The organism is Micromonospora sp. WMMD712, assembly GCF_029581295.1.
Lineage (GTDB): Bacteria > Actinomycetota > Actinomycetes > Mycobacteriales > Micromonosporaceae > Micromonospora > Micromonospora carbonacea.
Window position 1 is genome coordinate 4,861,072 of record NZ_CP120743.1, and the last position, 17,157, is coordinate 4,878,228.

Annotated in this window: 14 protein-coding genes and 1 tRNA gene; 11 read left to right on the forward strand and 4 right to left on the reverse strand. The window is 74.7% G+C overall.

Translation table 11 applies throughout. From position 1 onward, the window contains the following. Position 1 precedes the first annotated feature (1 nt). The 3 genes from O7633_RS21175 to topA all read left to right on the forward strand — a co-directional run bounded on the left by O7633_RS21175 (position 2) and on the right by topA (position 4,479). Positions 2-544 (forward strand): hypothetical protein, encoded by a 543-nt coding sequence (locus O7633_RS21175; RefSeq protein WP_278131083.1) that lies wholly within the window; start codon positions 2-4, stop codon positions 542-544. Continuing rightward, positions 535-1,176, forward strand: coding sequence for a hypothetical protein (locus O7633_RS21180; RefSeq protein WP_278131085.1), 642 nt, complete (start codon positions 535-537; stop codon positions 1,174-1,176). The genes O7633_RS21175 and O7633_RS21180 overlap by 10 nt, the downstream gene beginning before the upstream one ends. A 471-nt stretch (positions 1,177-1,647) precedes the next feature. Beyond that, positions 1,648-4,479, forward strand: a complete 2,832-nt coding sequence (gene topA, locus O7633_RS21185) for a type I DNA topoisomerase (protein WP_282323638.1) — start codon at positions 1,648-1,650, stop codon at positions 4,477-4,479. Between the two features lie 18 nt (positions 4,480-4,497). On the opposite strand, the gene O7633_RS21190 is transcribed toward topA, so the two are convergent. Both O7633_RS21190 and O7633_RS21195 read right to left on the reverse strand, forming a co-directional pair. Further along, positions 4,498-5,385 (reverse strand): DUF559 domain-containing protein, encoded by an 888-nt coding sequence (locus tag O7633_RS21190; protein ID WP_282323639.1) that lies wholly within the window; start codon positions 5,383-5,385, stop codon positions 4,498-4,500. A gap of 228 nt (positions 5,386-5,613) precedes the next feature. Further along, the gene (locus O7633_RS21195) at positions 5,614-6,930 is read right to left on the reverse strand and encodes a D-arabinono-1,4-lactone oxidase (protein WP_282323640.1); all 1,317 of its coding nucleotides are present in this window, start codon (positions 6,928-6,930) and stop codon (positions 5,614-5,616) included. A gap of 225 nt (positions 6,931-7,155) precedes the next feature. Here O7633_RS21195 and O7633_RS21200 point away from each other — a divergent pair, with 225 nt between their 5' ends. Continuing rightward, positions 7,156-7,758, forward strand: a complete 603-nt coding sequence (locus O7633_RS21200; protein ID WP_074475338.1) for a TetR/AcrR family transcriptional regulator — start codon at positions 7,156-7,158, stop codon at positions 7,756-7,758. 16 nt (positions 7,759-7,774) lie between these two features. On the opposite strand, the gene O7633_RS21205 is transcribed toward O7633_RS21200, so the two are convergent. Continuing rightward, a complete protein-coding gene (locus O7633_RS21205; protein WP_074475337.1) occupies positions 7,775-8,983 on the reverse strand; it encodes an amino acid deaminase/aldolase in 1,209 nt (402 codons plus the stop codon). Positions 8,984-9,163: 180 nt separating this feature from the next. Between O7633_RS21205 and tmk the strand changes: the two genes are divergently transcribed. The 6 genes from tmk (at position 9,164) to ricT (ending at position 15,045) form a co-directional block, all read left to right on the forward strand. Beyond that, positions 9,164-11,449, forward strand: coding sequence for a dTMP kinase (gene tmk / locus O7633_RS21210; protein ID WP_278131092.1), 2,286 nt, complete (start codon positions 9,164-9,166; stop codon positions 11,447-11,449). After that, positions 11,449-12,726 carry a DNA polymerase III subunit delta' gene (locus tag O7633_RS21215; protein ID WP_282323641.1) on the forward strand — a complete coding sequence of 426 codons (1,278 nt, stop codon included), beginning with the start codon at positions 11,449-11,451 and terminating at the stop codon, positions 12,724-12,726. Before tmk ends, O7633_RS21215 begins: the two co-directional genes overlap by 1 nt. A 122-nt stretch (positions 12,727-12,848) precedes the next feature. Continuing rightward, a complete protein-coding gene (locus tag O7633_RS21220; RefSeq protein ID WP_282323642.1) occupies positions 12,849-13,178 on the forward strand; it encodes a YbaB/EbfC family nucleoid-associated protein in 330 nt (109 codons plus the stop codon). Position 13,179: 1 nt separating this feature from the next. Then, on the forward strand, positions 13,180-13,485 hold the full coding sequence (locus O7633_RS21225) for a hypothetical protein (protein ID WP_074475335.1): 306 nt from the start codon (positions 13,180-13,182) through the stop codon (positions 13,483-13,485). Beyond that, positions 13,485-14,150 carry a hypothetical protein gene (locus O7633_RS21230; protein ID WP_282323643.1) on the forward strand — a complete coding sequence of 222 codons (666 nt, stop codon included), beginning with the start codon at positions 13,485-13,487 and terminating at the stop codon, positions 14,148-14,150. Before O7633_RS21225 ends, O7633_RS21230 begins: the two co-directional genes overlap by 1 nt. A 55-nt stretch (positions 14,151-14,205) precedes the next feature. Then, positions 14,206-15,045 carry a regulatory iron-sulfur-containing complex subunit RicT gene (ricT, locus tag O7633_RS21235; protein WP_074475333.1) on the forward strand — a complete coding sequence of 280 codons (840 nt, stop codon included), beginning with the start codon at positions 14,206-14,208 and terminating at the stop codon, positions 15,043-15,045. Between the two features lie 5 nt (positions 15,046-15,050). On the opposite strand, the gene O7633_RS21240 is transcribed toward ricT, so the two are convergent. Continuing rightward, positions 15,051-16,877 (reverse strand): metallophosphoesterase, encoded by a 1,827-nt coding sequence (locus tag O7633_RS21240; RefSeq protein WP_282328611.1) that lies wholly within the window; start codon positions 16,875-16,877, stop codon positions 15,051-15,053. Positions 16,878-17,012: 135 nt separating this feature from the next. On the opposite strand from O7633_RS21240, the gene O7633_RS21245 reads away from it, so the two are divergent. Beyond that, positions 17,013-17,086, forward strand: a tRNA-Thr gene (locus tag O7633_RS21245). Positions 17,087-17,157 lie beyond the last annotated feature (71 nt).

Genomic DNA, 17,157 nt, shown 5'->3' on the forward strand with positions numbered 1-17,157 from the left:
CATGCGCACGTGCCGGGCGGCGACCGCCGGAAAGCTGACGGCGGTCCTCGCCACGCTCGTCCTGGCGCTGGCCGCGTGCGGCGGCGGCCCCAGCCCGCAGGCGTGGGCGGCGTCGGTCTGCGAGGCGCTCAGCCCGTGGCGGGCCGAGATCAACAAGCTGACCAGCAGCACCCAGCAGCAGATGACCGCGCAGACCACCCCGGCGCAGGCGAAGGAGAACCTGGTGCGGCTCTTTGCCGGCGCGGCGGACGCCAGCGAGACCGCCCGTCGCAAGATCGACCAGGCCGGCGTCCCCGAGACCGAGCACGGCGAGGAGATCTCGGCCCGCTTCCAGGCGTCCCTGGGCAAGGTGCGCGACGCGTACGGCCGGGCCCGCGACACCATCGACGGGCTGGGCACCGGCGAGGCCACCGCCTTCTACGACGGGGTGCGCGCGGCCGTGGAGACCCTCGACAAGGAGTACGACGCCAGCGCGCTGGACACCAGCCGGCTCGACTCCGAAGAGCTCAGACAGGCCTTCGACGAGGTCCCGGAGTGCCGCTGACGTCCCCCGACCGACCACCCGACCCGGTGCGGCAGCTCTCCCTGTTCGGCGCCGAGGCGGCGGACCCGTCCGTCGCCGACCTGGCCGGGCTGCTCGCCGGGCCCGGCGAGGTGTCGCGGATGGGCGGCACCGCCCGGCTGTCGATCGTGCTGGACGCCGCCTGGCGGGTGCACGTGCTCGTCGCCGAGCTGTCCCGGCGCGGCATCGCCGCGACCTGGGAGGCGACCCCCGACGGCCGGCACCTGGTGCGCACCTCGTACGCGAGCACCCTCGCGCCGCTCGCGCTGGCCTGGCTGCGCGACCCGGCGTCGTCCGTCGAGCCTGCGGGTGAGGTGAAACGGCCGCCCGCCGGGTTCCACCTCAACGGCCGCCGGCTGCGGCTCTGGGTGGCCGCCGCCGGGGCGGCCGACCCGCCCGGGTTCCTGCTCCGCCTCGGCGCGGCGGACGAGCACTGCCGGGAACCGGCCGGCGCGGCCCTGGCCGCCGTCGGCCTGCCGGCGGTGCTGCTCGACGCGCAGGCGGGCGGGCCGGCGTACCGGATCACGGGCCGCCGCCGGCTGGCCCGCCTCGCCGACCTCATCGGCGACCGCCCACCCGCCGCGCCCGCCGCCGACTGGCCCGCCGCCGGTTGAGCCGACTGGCCCGCCGTCGACTGGCCCGCCGCCGGTTGAGCCGACTGGCCTGCCGCCGACTGGCCTGCCGCCGACTGGCCCGCCGCCGACTGGCCCGCCGCCGGCTGAGCCGGGCGGGGCGGCACGCCCCGAGCCGGCCGGGACGTCGCCGGTCGGGCCTCCCCCGGGTGTCCGATCAAGGACACTCCAGCCGTCGGGCGACGGCGGCGGAGCGGCTGGTCGGGCGTCCACCGAGAGGCGGCGTCGTCACAGTGGCCCGCCCGAGGGCCTACCCACGGTGTACGGTGGCGCCGTCCGGCAAGACCGTCGCCGGTGCCCCGGGAAGCGGCGTGGGCGGTTTGCCGCCCGCGAAACCCGGAACCCGGACGGCGCGTTACGTTGGACATCCGGACCGCCGGCGGTTCCGGCGGACCGCGGGTGGTCCGCGCCCCGGATCGGCCGGCCACGAGCAGGAGTGAGGTCGCAGGAGACGTGCCGAGCAACGCCAGGACCACCCGTCTGGTCATCGTCGAGTCACCGGCGAAGGCCAAGACGATCTCGGGCTATCTCGGCCCGGGGTACGTCGTGGAGGCCAGCTTCGGTCACGTCCGCGACCTGCCACGCAACGCCGCCGACGTGCCCGCCAAGTACAAGGGCGAGCCGTGGGCCCGGCTCGGGGTGGACGTCGACAACGGCTTCCACGCCCTCTACGTGGTCTCGCCCGACCGCCGCCAGCAGATCAGCAAGCTGGTCAAGCTGGCCAAGGAGGTCGACGAGATCTTCCTGGCCACCGACGAGGACCGCGAGGGCGAGGCGATCGCCTGGCACCTGGTGGAGACGCTGAAGCCCAAGGTGCCGGTCAAGCGGATGGTCTTCCACGAGATCACCAAGCCGGCGATCCAGGCGGCGGTGGCCAACCCCCGCGAGATCGACCGGGACCTGGTCGACGCCCAGGAGGCCCGGCGCATCCTCGACCGGCTCTACGGCTACGAGGTCTCCCCGGTGCTGTGGAAGAAGGTCATGCCGAAGCTCTCGGCGGGCCGGGTGCAGTCCGTGGCGACCCGGATCGTGGTCGAGCGCGAGCGGCAGCGGATGGCCTTCCGCACCGCCGAATACTGGGACATCCTGGCCACCCTCGCCGTGGCGAGGCCGGGCGAGGGGCCGCGCACCTTCAACGCCACCCTCGTCGCGCTGAACGGCGACCGGATCGCCACCGGCAAGGACTTCGAGCCGACCACCGGCAAGGTGCGGCCCGGCGCGGGCGTCGTGCACCTCGACGAGGGCGGCGCGCGCGGGCTGGCGGCCCGCCTCGCGGGGCGGCCGTTCACGGTCACCCGGGTCGAGGAGAAGCCCTACCGCCGCCGCCCGTACGCGCCGTTCATCACCTCCACCCTCCAGCAGGAGGCGGCCCGCAAGCTGCGGTTCTCGTCGCAGCAGACGATGCGCACCGCGCAGCGGCTCTACGAGAACGGCTACATCACCTACATGCGTACCGACTCGGTGAACCTGTCGGAGACCGCCATCGCGGCGGCCCGCCGGCAGATCGTCGAGCTCTACGGCGAGCGCAGCGTGCCGCCGGAGCCGCGCCGCTACACCGGCAAGGTGAAGAACGCGCAGGAGGCGCACGAGGCGATCCGCCCGGCGGGCGACAACTTCCGCACCCCGGGCGAGGTGGCCCGGGAGCTGTCCGGCGAGGAGTTCAAGCTCTACGAGCTGATCTGGCGGCGCACCATCGCCTCCCAGATGACCGACGCGGTCGGCTCCAGCGTCTCGGTGCGGATCCGGGCCGTCTCCTCCGCGCAGGAGGAGGCCGACTTCGGCGCGACCGGCAAGACGATCACCGACCCGGGCTTCCTGCGCGCGTACGTCGAGTCCTCCGACGACGAGAACGCCGAGGCCGAGGACGCCGAGCGCCGGCTGCCCAACCTGGTCAAGGACCAGCCGCTGACCGCCGACGCGCTGGCCGCCCAGGGCCACCACACCCAGCCGCCGTCGCGGTACACGGAGGCGTCGCTGGTCAAGGCGCTGGAGGAGCTGGGCATCGGCCGCCCCTCCACCTACGCGTCGATCATGCAGACGATCCAGGACCGGGGGTACGTCAGCAAGCGCGGCCAGGCGCTCATCCCGTCGTTCCTGGCGTTCGCGGTGATCGGCCTGCTGGAGCGGCACTACCCCCGGCTGGTCGACTACAACTTCACCGCCAGCATGGAGAACGAGCTGGACGAGATCGCCGGTGGCGACCACGCCGCCGTCGACTTCCTCACCGCGTTCTACTTCGGCAGCGCCAACGGGGCCGGCGACCAGACCATCGCCCACGCCGGCGGGCTGAAGAAGCTGGTCACGGAGAACCTCAGCGAGATCGACGCACGCAGCGTCAACTCGATCCCCCTGCACACCGACGACGAGGGCCGCGAGGTCGTCGTCCGGGTGGGGCGCTACGGGCCGTACCTCCAGCGGGGCGCGCCCGGCGAGGAGCCGGCGGCCCACGGTGAGGGCGAGGAGGGCGGCGGCCAGGGCGACCGGGCGCCGATCCCCGAGGGGCTGGCCCCCGACGAGCTGACCCCGGAGAAGGTGCACGAGCTGTTCCTCGGCGGGGGCGGCGAGCGCAAGCTCGGCGACGACCCGTCGACCGGCGAGCCGATCCTGCTCAAGTCCGGCCGGTTCGGCCCGTACGTGGCCAGCGGCGAGCGCAAGTCGTCGCTGCTGCGCACGCAGTCGCCGGACTCGCTCACCCTCGACGAGGCGTTGAAGCTGCTCAGCCTGCCCCGGCTGGTCGGGGTGGCCCCCGACGGCGCGGAGGTCCTCGCCAACAACGGCCGCTACGGCCCGTACGTCAAGCAGGGCGACGAGTTCCGCTCGCTGGACTCGGAAGACAAGATGTTCACCGTCACGCTGGACGAGGCGCTGGCCCTGCTGGCCGCCCCGAAGACCCGCCAGCGTCGGGCCGCCGCGCCGCCGCTGCGGGAGATGGGCGTCGACCCGCTGACCGAGAAGCCGCTGGTGATCAAGGATGGCCGGTTTGGCCCGTACGTGACCGACGGCGAGTTCAACGCGTCCCTGCGGCGGGGGCAGACCCCGGAGGCGCTGACCGTCGAGGAAGCCTCCGAGATGCTCGCCGAGAAGCGGGCGAAGGGCCCGGCCCCGAAGAAGAAGGCGGCGGCGAAGAAGGCCCCGGCCGCGAAGAAGACGACGGCGAAGAAGACGACGGCGGCTGCGAAGAAGACCACCGCCGCCACGAAGACGACGGCGGCTGCGAAGTCCACGGCGGCCAAGAAGGCGACCCCGGTGAAGAAGGCGACACCCCCCAAGAAGGCCACCACCTGAGCTAGGGCGGCGGCGGGCTCAACCGGGCCAGCCTGCCGCGCGGAGAGCGGCGCGGACCTGTGCCACCACCTCGTCAGGAGTGTGGCGCACCGCCCAGGCCGGGAACCGCAGCACCCGGTCGCCCTCGATCCAGAGGTCGTTCTGTCGTCGCATGTCCGCCCAGGCGGCCCGCGGGTCGAGGTGCTGTCCGCCGTCGATCTCCACGTGCACGCGCCACTCGTCGAACCAGGCGTCCAGGTACCGACGATGCCCGCTGGCGTCGCGTCGCACCGCCTGCCGGGACGGCTCGGGCAGGCCGGCGCGGCGTGTCAGCCTCAGGAAGTCCAGCTCGGGCAGGGAGTGGGAGCCGCCTGCCGCATCGGTGGCTGCCTGGCGGATGAGGCTGCGGCGTCGCGCCCGCGGTAGCCGGTCGAGCACGCGGTGCAGGTCGTCGCCGGCGACGAGCCGCTGCTGGAACCCGGCCGCGATGATCGCCCGCGCGTCCTCGTCGGTGGCTGCCCACTGCGCGGCGTCCACCAGCGAACGTGCTGGCATGGTGCGACACGGCTGACCCACCCGCAGCACGTCCTCCTCGGGCAGGTGGGTGGTGCGGTGCAGCAGGACGCCGGGCGGAAGCGATCGGGTCTGGTGCGCGGCGGGCAGGAGCAGGTGCACGGCTCGGCTGTCGTACCGGCGCAGGCCCCAGGCGCCGGCAGCGGTAGGGCCGGCGAGTACCGCCGCCGGACCTGCGGCCAGCACGGCTATCCAGCGGAGCTGGTCTGCGCTCACGGGGCCGTTGTGGGTGACGAAGACGGCGCGGTGCACCTGTCGCCACCGGTGGACGGTGACCCGGTGCCGGATCGCCTTGGGAGTCAGGAACTGCCGTGCCTGCGCCAGGCTGATCACATCGTCCTGATGGAAAAGCAACCAGGTCAGTTCGTCGGCGTCGTCTCCTGGCAGTGCTCGCGCCAACCGGGCCCAACCCCCACCCTGCCCCAGGCTTTCGCCCCTACTCCCGCCCCTCACCCCACCACTCTCCCCACGCAGGGGTCACCGCTCCACCCCCTGTGGACAACCTCCGGATCTTGGTACGAATCCGCCCCCCTGAGGGCAATTTCGTACCAAGATTCGCGAGGCCCGTTCGCGCGGGGCGCGTCAGGGGCCCAGGAGAGTTGTCAGGTGGGGGTTTACGAAGACTCCCTGCGGGTCCAGGCGGTGGCGGAGGGAGCGGAAGTCGGCAAACTTCGGGTACGCCGGTGCCAGTGACTCCGCGTCGCGCCAGTGCAGCTTGCCCCAGTGGGGGCGGCCGCCCAGCCCGGCGGCGGCCTCCTCGACGGCCCGGAAGTACGGCTCGTACGGCGCGCCGAGGTACTGGTGGACGGCGATGTACGCCGAGTCGCGCCCGTACCCGTGGGAGAGCCAGATGTCGTCGGCGGCGGTGAAGCGCACCTCGACGGGGAACTGCACCTTGAACGGGAGCCTGCCGACGATGCGGCGCACCTCGGCCAGGGCCTCGGGCAGGGCGGCGCGCGGCAGGCCGTACTCCATCTCCATGAAGCGGACCCGGCGCGGGGTGCAGAAGACCGCGTCGGAGCGGCCGGTGTAGGTGCGTTCGCTGAGCGCCCGGGCGGAGGCCGCGTTGATCGCGGGCACCAGGCGCGGCGCGGCGCGGCCGAGCCGGCAGAGGCCGGCGAAGACGGTGTTGGCGAGGAAGTCGTCGTCGAGCCAGGCCCGCCAGTGGGGTAGCGGCCGGTCGTCGGCGGGCACCCGGTCGTTGGTCTTGAGCTGCACCCGGTCGGTGTAGGGGAACCAGAAGAACTCGGCGTGGTCGTGCTTGGCGACCAGCGACGGCAGGTCGGCGAGGACGTCGTCGAGGGCGGCGGGTCGTTCGTGGGCGCGCAGCACGAAGGCGTCCACGACGCGCAGCGTCACCTCGGTGAGCACGCCGAGGGCGCCGAGGGAGACACGGGCGGCGGCGAAGACGTCCGGGTGCTCGCCGGCGGAGCAGCGCAGCACCTCCCCGGTGCCGGTGACCAGGGTGAGCGCCTCGACGAAGGTCGACAGGCAGCCGTACGCCGCGCCGGTGCCGTGGGTGCCGGTGGAGATCGCCCCGGCGACGGTCTGCGCGTCGATGTCGCCGAGGTTGGGCAGCGCCAGCCCGTGCCCGGCGAGCAGGGCGTTGAGTCGGTGCAGGGGCATCCCTGCCGGTACGGTGACCAGGCGTCGGTCGCGGTCGACCCGGGTCTCGGTGTCGAGGTCGGTCAGCTCCATCCGGCGGTCGTCGGCGCACGCCACGGCCGTGAAGGAGTGGCCGCTGCCGACGGGCCGGATCCGCTCGCCGGCAGCGGCGGCGGCCTGGACGGCGGCGGCGACGTCGGCGATCGTACGGGGGCGGAGGATGGTGGTGGCGGTGCTGCGCTGGTTGCCGGCCCAGTTGCGCCAGTGGGGGCTCGGCGGGGTCGTGCTGCCCATGCGCGCTCCTCGACGTGAATGTGAGATGTCTTCATATCAGGAACGTTGTGCCTGGTAAATACCGCAATCCAGGTCCGCTCGTTGTACCGGTAGTCACGTAGTCGTGACGTGCAGATATGTTCATCCGTCGAAGGGGGGTGGCGCCGAGTGTCCACACCAGCCGCCACGACCGGGCCGTTGCGCCGGGTGCCGGTCCAGGGTCGAAGCGTCGCGCGGGTCCAGCGGATGCTGGACGCCTGCGCCGAACTCGTCGACGAGGTGGGGTACGAGGGGCTGACCACGACCCTGCTCGCCGAGCGCGCCGAGGTGGCGATCGGGTCGGTCTACCAGTTCTTCCCGGACAAGCGGGCGATCGTGCAGGCGCTGACCCTGCGCACGATGGAATCCTACCTCCAGCGGCTCGACGAGCGGTTCGCCTCGGACGACCTGACGCACTGGTGGGACGGCGTCGACGCGGGGATCGACGAGTACATCACGATGCACCGCACCGTCCCCGGGTTCCGTACCCTGCACTTCGGCGACGTGGTCGACCTGCACCTGCTGGACGAGCAGCGGGACAACAACGGCGTCATCGCCGACCAGCTCGCCCGGGTGCTCACCGAGCGGTTCGGCATGGTCGACGAGCCGCGCCTGCGGTTCTGCCTGGAGATCGCCGTCGAGGCCGCCGACGCCCTGATCAAGCTGGCGTTCCGGCGCAACGCCGAGGGCGACGAGCGGGTGCTCGCCGAGGCGAAGGCGCTCATCCGCGAATACCTGCACCGGCACGTGGAGGCGTCGGCCGCCGCCGCTGCGGGCGTCACCACCCCGGCCCCCGCCCCCACCGCCTGAACGGGCGGCGGCGGGACTAGAGGAAGGCGTGACCCTCCCCCCGGTAGGTGGGGACGGTCCCGACCATCCGGTCGCCGTCGACCAGGTGCAGCTCGTTGACGCGCTCGCAGAGCTCGCCGGCCTTGGCGTGCCGGAACCACACCCGGTCGCCGACGCGCAGGCCGGCCGCCGCCGGGCCGGTCAGCGGGGTCTGCACCTCGCCGGCGCCCTCCGCGCCGAGCAGCTTCAGGCCGGTCGGCAGCCAGGGGGTGGGCAGCCGGTTGCCGGCGGGCGGGCCGGAGGCGATCCAGCCGCCGCCGAGCACGGTCGCCAGCTCCGGCGTCGGCCGGCGGACCACGGCGCAGGCGAAGAACGCGGCCGGGGTGGGCCGCCAGGCCCGGTACGCGTCGAACAGCGTCGGCCCGTACAGGCCCGATCCCGCGGTGACCTCGGTGACCGCGGGATCGGCGCTGGTCGCCGCCACGCTGCCCGTGCCGCCGCCGTTGACGAACTCCAGGTCGGCGTGCTCGCGTACCGCCGACACCGCCGCGCCCCGGCGGGCCAGCAACTCGCGGTACGACCCGCGCTGGGCGGCCCGGATCGCGGCGGCGAGGGCCGCCCGCCCCGGCGGGGCGTCGCCCAGCCCGGCGATCTGCGCCTCGTACGACATGAGGCCGACCAGCCGGAAGCCCGGCCGGGCGGCGATCGCGGCGGCGAGCGCGCCGGCCGCCCGGGCGCTGTGCACCGGCGAGCGGCGCACCCCGACGTGCACCCGCCTGCCCAGGGGCCGCCAGGACGCGTCGAGGTCGACGCAGACCCGTAGCGCGGGCCGGCGGCCCGGCGGGCACACCGCGTCGACGAGGTCGAGCTGGTCGGTCCCGTCGACCATCAGCGTGACCGCCCCGGCCAGCCCCTCGTCGGCGGCCAGCTCGGCGAGCGCCCCCCGGTCGGCCGTGGGGTACGCCACCAGCGCGTCGTCGGTCACGCCGGCCCGGACGAGCCAGTTCGCCTCGGGCAGGGTGAACGCCATCACCCCGCGCCAGCCGGGGCGGCCCAGCACCCGGCGGAGCAGCTCGCGGGACCGGACGGACTTGCTGGCGACCCGGATCGGCTTGCCGCCGGCCCGGGTGGGCAGCGCCGCCGCGTTGGCGTCGAACGCCGCCAGGTCGACCACCGCGTACGGCGGGTCGAGGTGGGCGGTCGCCCGTTCCAGGCGTTCGCGCAGTTTGTCGCCTTCGCTGGTCACGTGTGCACGCTAACTGTCGATCGGTCAATTGTGAAAGAGCCTCGCGTCTGCCGGGGCGTGCTTCCGCCCGGCGGCCCGGGGACACCGGCGGCGACGGGTGGCGGCTGCGGCCTAGGCTCGGCGAGCAGGCACTGTCACGGGCGGGAAGTCCTCCGACCGGGACTAGAGTGTTGCACCGGGATGCCCAACGTTGGGCCGGCACGTGGAGGTACGGCCATCGAAAGCCAGAACAGCGGCGAGTCGCCCGGCGAGTCGCCGTCGGCCGGCCCGCCCGGCGCCGAGGACACCGGCCGCACCGGCGCCCAGGCGGGCGCCCCGCCGGCCGGGACGCAGCCGGCCGACCGGTCCGGGGCCGCCGCGATCCGCTCCGTGCTGCGCATCCGACCGTTCCGCCGACTCTGGATCGTGCTCGGCGCCGCCTCCTTCGGCGACTGGCTCGGCCTGCTCGCCACCTCGGTCTTCGCCGCCGCCCAGGTCTCCGGCAGCACCGCCCAGGGCGCCGCGTTCGGCACCCTGATCGCGATCCGGCTGCTGCCCGCGCTGATCCTCGGCCCGGTGGCCGGCGTCCTCGCCGACCGGTTCGACCGGCGCTGGACCATGGTCATCTGCGACGTGCTGCGCTTCCTGCTGTTCGCCTCCATCCCGCTGTTCGCGCTCACCGGGGCCAGCGGCGGGCTGGTGGTCGGCTGGGCGGCGGTCGCCACCTTCCTGATCGAGACGATCACCCTGCTCTGGATCCCGGCCAAGGAGGCCGCGGTCCCCAACCTCATCCCGCGCGCCCGGCTGGAGGCGGCCAACCAGCTCACCCTGATCACCACGTACGGGCTGACCCCGATCGCCGCCGCGCTCGGCCTGGCCCTGCTCGACCGCAGCGTCCGGGCGGCCACCGGCGGGGAGATGCCGTCCTGGGCCGAGCCGGCGCAGCTCGCGCTGTGGTTCAACGCGTTCTCCCGGCTCGCCACCGCCCTGGTCGTCGCCTTCGGGATCAAGGAGATCAGCCAGGCGCAGGCCAGCGAGGCCGAGCGCACCGAACAGGGCGTCATGCGCCAGTTCACCGAGGGCTGGAAGTACATCGGCCAGACCCCGCTGGTCCGTGGCCTGGTGCTCGGCATCTTCGGCGCGTTCGCCGGCGGCGGCATCGTGATCGGCACGGCCAAGTTCTTCGCCGCCTCGCTCGGTGCCGGTGACGCCGCCTTCTACCTGCTCTTCGGCGCGATGTTCATCGGCCTCGCCCTGGGCATCGGGCTCGGCCCGATGATCGTGCGGGAGATGTCCCGGCGGCGCTGGTTCGGCATGAGCATCGTGCTGGCCAGCGCGTCGGTGGTGGTGCTCGCGTTCGCCGTGCACCTGTCCATGGCGATGCTCGGCGCGATCCTGGTCGGCGCGGGCGCGGGCATGGCCTTCCTCGCCGGCACCACGCTGCTCGGCGGCGAGGTCGCCGACGAGGTGCGCGGCCGGGTCTTCGCGGTGGTGCAGATCGGCACCCGGCTGGTGCTGATCCTCGCCATCGCGCTGAGCAGCCTCCTCGTCGGGGTCGGCGGCTCCCGCAAGCTGACCATCGCCGACCTCGGCATCTCCGTCTCCTCCACCCGGCTGCTGCTGCTCGCCGCCGGCGCGGCCGGCATCTTCGCCGGGATCAGCGCCTTCGGCCAGATGGACGACAAGAAGGGCGTGCCGGTCCTCGCCGACCTGTGGGGGTCGATCCGGGGCCGCCCGCTGATGCCGGCCGAGCACTTCGTCTCCAGCGGGCTCTTCGTGGTCTTCGAGGGCGGCGAGGGGGCCGGCAAGTCCACCCAGCTCGCCGCGCTCGCCGAGCGGCTGCGCGGGCAGGGGCGCGAGGTGGTGGTAACCCGGGAGCCGGGCGCGACCGAGGTCGGCGCGCGGATCCGCGCGCTGCTGCTCGACGCGACCGCCGAGGGCCCGTCCCCGCGCGCCGAGGCGCTGCTCTACGCCGCCGACCGGGCGCACCACGTCGCCACCGTCGTCCGGCCGGCGCTGGTCCGGGGCGCGGTGGTGATCAGCGACCGGTACGTCGACTCGTCCCTGGCCTACCAGGGGGCCGGGCGGACGCTCCCCGTCGACGAGGTCTCCTGGCTCTCCTCCTGGGCCACCGGCGGCCTCAAGCCCGACCTGGTGGTGCTGCTCGACGTGGACCCGCACACCGGCCTGTCCCGGGTGGCCGCCCGCAACGAGGGGGCCGACCGGCTGGAGGCCGAGTCCGTCGCCTTCCACGAGCGGGTCCGGTACGCCTTCCTCGACCTCGCCGCGAACGACCCGAAGCGCTACCTGGTGCTGGACGCGTCCCGCCCGGTCGAGGAGACCGCCGGGCTGGTCGCCCGCCGGGTGGCGGAGTTCCTGGTCGACCCGGCCGGGATCGTGCACCCCCGGCCCGCCCAGGGGCCCGACACCTCGGTGCAGCCCGAGTTATCCGACTCGGAGCTGGTGACGATGGAGCACCGCACCTGATGCCGGACGTCTCCGCAGCCGCAGCCGCCCCACCGGAAGCCGGCGCCCCGCGGGAAGCCGCCGTCCCGCCGGGCGTCTTCGCCGACCTCGTCGGCCAGGACGAGGCGGTCGCCACGCTGCGCCGGGCCGCCGCGGCGGCCGCCGCCCAGCTCCGGCAGGCCGCCCCCGGCGCGGAGCCCGCCGTCGACCCCGGGGCCGGGATGACCCACGCGTGGATCTTCACCGGTCCGCCCGGCTCGGGCCGCTCGGTGGCCGCCCGCGCCTTCGCCGCGGCCCTCCAGTGCGCCTCCGGCACCGGGTGCGGCACCTGCCCCGGCTGCCACACCACGATGGCCGGCACCCACGCCGACGTGCGGCTCGTCGCGCCCGAGGGGCTCAGCATCGGCGTCGGCGAGATGCGCGCGCTGGTGCTGCGGGCGGCCAGCACCCCGTCCGGCGGGCGCTGGCAGGTGGTGATCATCTCCGACGCCGACCGGCTCACCGAGGCGGCCGGCAACGCGCTGCTCAAGGCCGTCGAGGAGCCGCCGCCGCGCACGGTGTTCCTGCTCTGCGCCCCGTCCACCCACCCCGACGACGTGTCGGTGACCATCCGGTCGCGCTGCCGGGTCGTACCGCTGCGGCAGCCCGCGCCCGAGGCGGTGGCCGAGGTGCTGGTCCGCCGGGACGGGATCGCGCCGGACGTGGCGCGCTGGGCGGCGGCGGCCGCGCAGGGGCACGTGGGCCGGGCCCGGCGGCTCGCCGGCGACCCGCAGGCCCGCAGCCGGCGCGACGCCGTGCTCGCCGTGCCGCGCCGGCTCACCGGGGTGGGCGCCGCCTTCGACGCGGCGTCCGCGCTGATCGAGTCCGCCGAGGCGGAGGCCGCCGCGTCCGTCGCCGAACTCGACGAGGCGGAGAAGGCCGCGTTGCAGACGGCGCTCGGCGCGGGCGGCACCGGCCGGGGCGCGGCCGGCGCGCTGCGCGGCGCCCAGGGCCAGCTCAAGGACCTGGAGAAACGGCAGAAGTCGCGCGCCACGCGCGCCCAGCGTGACGCCCTGGACCGGGCCCTGGTCGACCTCGCCGGCTTCTACCGCGACGCCCTCGTCGCGGCGCTGCGCGCGCCCGTCGCCCCCGTGCACACCGACACCGCCGCGCTGGCCGAGGCGGGCGGGCAGAAGTGGCACGCCGAGGGGGCGCTGCGCCGGCTGGAGGCCGTGCTGGAGTGCCGCGCCGCCATCGAGGCCAACGTCAAGCCGCGCATCGCCGTGGAGGCGATGATGCTCGCCCTCTGGAAGGGCTGACCGCCCACCCCTGCTCCGTCCACAGGGCATCGACAGGCCCGATTGGTGTGCGGTACGGTCCGGTGATGCCGTGGTGACCGTGGCGGCACACTCAGTGAGTGCACTGCCGGGAGGAGTCCGCGATGCCTCGGGGGGAGATCGACGAGGCCTGGATCGAGGAGGCGGTGCGGCGCTACCGCCGCATCGAGGCGTTGCAGGCCGAGTTCGACCAGGCGGTGTCGACCGTGGAGGTCACCGTGCGTTCCCCGGACGGGCTGGTCGAGGTCTTGGTCACCGCCGACGGCCGGATCACCGACGTGCGCTTTCTCGGCCCCCTGCACCAGCGCCACCACCGCGACGTGGCCGCCTCCGTGCGCGCCGCCGTGGCCGCCGCCGCCGACGCGGCCCAGTGGGCCCGGGAGAAGCTGCACAACGAGACGTTCGCCGCCTACCGGCCCCTCGCGGGGGCCTGACGTGGACGAGCTGCGCGCCCTCGCCGCCCGGCTGGACGAGGCGAGCGCCACCCTGGAGACGCTGGCCCGCGCCGTGACCGCCACCGACCCGCCGCACCCGGCGTTCGGCGCGCAGGTCCCCGGCCGGCCCGGCGAGATCGGCCGGGCCCTGCACCGGCGGTGGACCGACGCCACCGGCGACCGGGCCCGCGAGGCGACCGTCGCCGCGTCCCGGCTCGCCGCCGCCGCGTCCGCGGTGCGCAGCGCCGCCGACCGCTACACCGGGGTCGACGACGCCGTCCGTCGCCGGCTCGGCCGGGAGCGGTGATGGACGCCCTCGACCGCCTCGCCGAGCCGGGGCTCGACCTGCTCGACCGCGTCGACACGCTGCTCGCCGGCGGTGCGCCCGAGGGGCACCGGCTCTGGCCGCTGCTGCGCCGCATGCAGGTGCTCCCCGGCGACGCCGTGCGGGGCTTCCTCGACCTGCACCCCGCCCCGCTGACCGGCGCCGGCCACGCGGTGCGCGGGCTCGTCCGGGCGTACGACGAGGTGTGCCGCACCCTCACCGACCCCGCCGCCTGGTCCGGGCCGGCCGCCTCGGCCTACGACCAGGCCCGCGCCGCCCTGCTGCGCCACCTCGACGAGGGGCCGGAGAGCCTGGTGGGCCGGCTGGAGGCCACGGCCGGCTACGCCGACGCCCTCGCCGACTGGGTCGAGGGCAGCCGCCTCGCGCTCGCCCGCGCGCTCGCCGACGTGCTCGGCTCCGCCGAGGCGGTCCGGGTGCGGGCCGCCACCGCCGGCGACACCGGGCCGGGCGCGGCGGGGCTGCTCGCGGCGGCCGACATCGCCCACCGGGTGCTGGCCGTGCTCGGCGTGGCCTACGACGGGGCGGAGACGCTGCTGCGCCAGTGGTCGCCGAGCCTCGCGGAGACCACCTGGCGCGGGTCGACGGTCGGCGGCCCCTACCACGGCTCCCCGCTGCGGGTCCGGTGACCGCGTGGTGACGCGGGGCTGGGTGCCGGGCCGCACCGCGTCGTAGGGTGAAGGCATGGGCATGCTCTGCGCGGTCAGCTTCAACCGGTACGGGCGCCTCTACTACCTCGACCCGGGCGAGTTCCGCCCGCAGGTGGGCGACCGGGTGCTGGTCCCCACCGACGACGGCCCCGAGGTGGCGGAGTGCGTCTGGGCCGCGCAGTGGGTCGGTGAGGACACCGACGGCTTCCCCCGGCTCGCCGGCCTCGCCACCGACGACGACCTGCGCCGCGACGAGCTGCTGCGGCGGCGCAAGGCCGAGGCGAAGGTGGCCGCGAAGCGGCTGATCCGCGAGCACGGCCTGCCGATGAAGGTCGTCGCCGTCGACCACGTGCTCGCCACCGCCGACGGCGGCGGGGACCGCACCACCGTCTACTTCACCGCCCCGCACCGGGTCGACTTCCGGTCCCTCGTGCGCGACCTGGGCGCCACCCTGCACTGCCGGGTCGAGCTGCGCCAGCTCTCCGCCCGCGACTCCGCGCGGGTGCAGGGCGGCATCGGCTCCTGCGGGCGCGACCTGTGCTGCGCCACCTTCCTCACCGACTTCGAGCCGGTGACGATCCGGATGGCGAAGGACCAGGACCTGCCGCTCAACCCGCTGCGCATCTCCGGGGCCTGCGGCAGGCTGATGTGCTGCCTGAAATACGAGCACCCGCTCTACGCCAAGTTCGCCGAGTCCGCCCCGGCGATCGGCACCCGCGTGAGCACCCCGGAGGGGGACGGCCGGGTCGTCGGCCACAGCGTCCCGAGGGACGCGGTGACCGTGCGGCTGGACGCCGACGGCACGCGCTCCATGTGCTCCCGCGCCGCCGTCTGCGGCTCCCGCCAGGCCCACGACCAGCGCTACGACGCCTGAGCCGCTCAGGGCGCCAGCACGACCGGTGGCTCGGCCAGGCGCGGGGTCAGCGGATCCTTCGGGGCCAGCCAGGAGGCGGTCGGGGAGTCGTCGGGGTTCAGCCGCCAGGCGCGGGAGACCCGGTCCACGGCGATCGGATAGATGGTGAGCGTGCCGTCCGGGTCGATGCGCATCCGCAGGAACGCCTTGGCGTCCTCGATGCCCTGACCGGCGAACAGCTCGTTCACGTTCACCCCGAACGCCCCCGCCACCAGCAGGTAGGCCGCCACCAGCTCGGTGGCGAGGAGGCCGATCAGCGGGCCGTACACCACCGCCGCGGCGGCCACCGGCAGTGGCCACGGCCAGTCGTGCAGGGGCACCGCCAGCCAGGCCCAGGTGCCGGCGGCGGCGAGCGCCACCTGCGCCAGCCCGTGCGCGACGCCGAGGATCCAGTGCCGCACCTGCCGCTTGCCGCCGGCGCTCGGCGGCTTCGCGAAGAAGACCGCGCCGAGCATCGTCACCAGCAGCATCGCCACCAGCGGGACGCTCAGCAGCCGCTGCTCGGTGCCACCGGCCCGACCCGCCGCCACCCCGGCCATGGCCAGCATGAGCAGGGTGTGCACCGTGCCGAGCAGGGTGCCGAAACCCGGGTTGCGTCTCGGCAACCGGGCGAAGACGCCCCAGCCGTACCGGCGGGAGCGGGCCCGGTCGGGGAAGGTGGCCGCGAGGTCGTACGGGAGGCTGCGGCTGGCCCGCCGGGACAGGGTGTCGCGCGGGGGCACCTCGATCCGCTCCGGCAGGTGGTGGGTCGGGTACAGGTAGGCCCCGCCGCCGCCGCAGGTGACGAGCTGCCGGTCCGGGCCGGCGTACCGGGCGTAGTGGTGCAGGTCCCCGGAGACCAGCAGCCGCACCCGCGCCCCGGTCGGCGCGACGATGGTGCGGACGAAGTAGTCGATCGAGTCGTACGCCGTGGGGTGGTCGACGGCCTTGACCCACGTCGGCGCGGGCACGGCCAGGATGACCCGGCTGTCCGGCCCCAGCCGCTGCGCGACGGCGTCGAAGTAGGTGAGCTGCGGGTCGTCGAGGTAGGAGCCGGACTGGTCGTCGAGGCCCAGCAGCCACCAGCCGGCGGGCAGCTCGGCGGCGAGGTACGAGCGGGACTGGCCGGTGCCCCAGCCGCCGAAGTGCCGGTCCCGGGAGCGGACGAACAGCCGCAGGAAGGCGGTGAGCCCGTCGTACCAGTCGTGGTTGCCGGGGACCGCGAACAGGGTGGGCCGCTCGGGCGGCGTGACCGGCAGCGCGGCCTGGTACGGCCCCTTGCAGCGGTCCTCGTACGCCTCGTAGGACGCCGACGGGTAGACCTGGTCGCCCCCCATCACCAGGGTCTGCGCCCGGGGCAGCCGGTGCCCGTCGACGGTCAGCTCCGGCTGGGCGAGCAGGTACGCCACCGAGTAGGTCGCGTCGAAGCCGTCGCCCAGGTCGGCCACGTAGTCGAGCCACAGCCCGCCGTCCGGCCCGACCTGGCGCTCGATGCGGGCCTCCAGCGAGTTCTGCAACTCCCGCTTGTCCAGGTACGCCCCGAACAGCATCGCCAGCAGCGTCCGCAGGCCGGTGCTGATCAGCAGGAGCGGCGCGAGCCACGGCACCGGCCGGCGCGGGGTGAAGCCCAGCTCCGGCGGGTCGATGCTGCGCGGCCGGCGGGTCGTGCGGGCGAAGGCGCGCTCGTCGTCGGGGTCATCGAGAGGGGCCGGGCCGTCGACGGGGGTGCGATCGTCGGTCACCAGCCGCAGCGTAGTCCGGGCGGGGCCGATCCGCTGTCGGGTGTGGGCAGGGACGGGCCGGATGTCCGGGATGCCGGTGCCCGGGGCGGGGCCCGGTGCCGTCGCCGTCGCGGGTCCCGTTGCGCCTCCCGTTGCGGGCGGCCGCCCGTTGCGGGCGGCATCCCGCTGTGGCGGCGGCCGGGGCGTGCCGTACACTTGGCGGTCGTTGCCGCCTTAGCTCAGTCGGCTAGAGCGACGCACTCGTAATGCGTAGGTCGACGGTTCGATTCCGTCAGGCGGCTCAGAGAGGCCCTGACCAGCAGGTTCGCTGGTCAGGGCCTCATTTTTATCGATGTAGTTTTGAATCGCCCCC

What these genes read in the sequence shown, in the direction of transcription:
- O7633_RS21200 (WP_074475338.1), top strand. Translation starts at nt 7,156, where the DNA reads ATGCTGGACGCCTGCGCCGAACTCGTCGACGAGGTGGGGTACGAGGGG.
- tmk (WP_278131092.1), top strand. Translation starts at nt 9,164, where the DNA reads ATGCCCAACGTTGGGCCGGCACGTGGAGGTACGGCCATCGAAAGCCAG.
- O7633_RS21175 (WP_278131083.1), top strand. Translation starts at nt 2, where the DNA reads ATGCGCACGTGCCGGGCGGCGACCGCCGGAAAGCTGACGGCGGTCCTC.
- O7633_RS21195 (WP_282323640.1), bottom strand. Translation starts at nt 6,930, where the DNA reads ATGGGCAGCACGACCCCGCCGAGCCCCCACTGGCGCAACTGGGCCGGC.
- O7633_RS21215 (WP_282323641.1), top strand. Translation starts at nt 11,449, where the DNA reads ATGCCGGACGTCTCCGCAGCCGCAGCCGCCCCACCGGAAGCCGGCGCC.
- O7633_RS21230 (WP_282323643.1), top strand. Translation starts at nt 13,485, where the DNA reads ATGGACGCCCTCGACCGCCTCGCCGAGCCGGGGCTCGACCTGCTCGAC.
- O7633_RS21220 (WP_282323642.1), top strand. Translation starts at nt 12,849, where the DNA reads ATGCCTCGGGGGGAGATCGACGAGGCCTGGATCGAGGAGGCGGTGCGG.
- ricT (WP_074475333.1), top strand. Translation starts at nt 14,206, where the DNA reads ATGGGCATGCTCTGCGCGGTCAGCTTCAACCGGTACGGGCGCCTCTAC.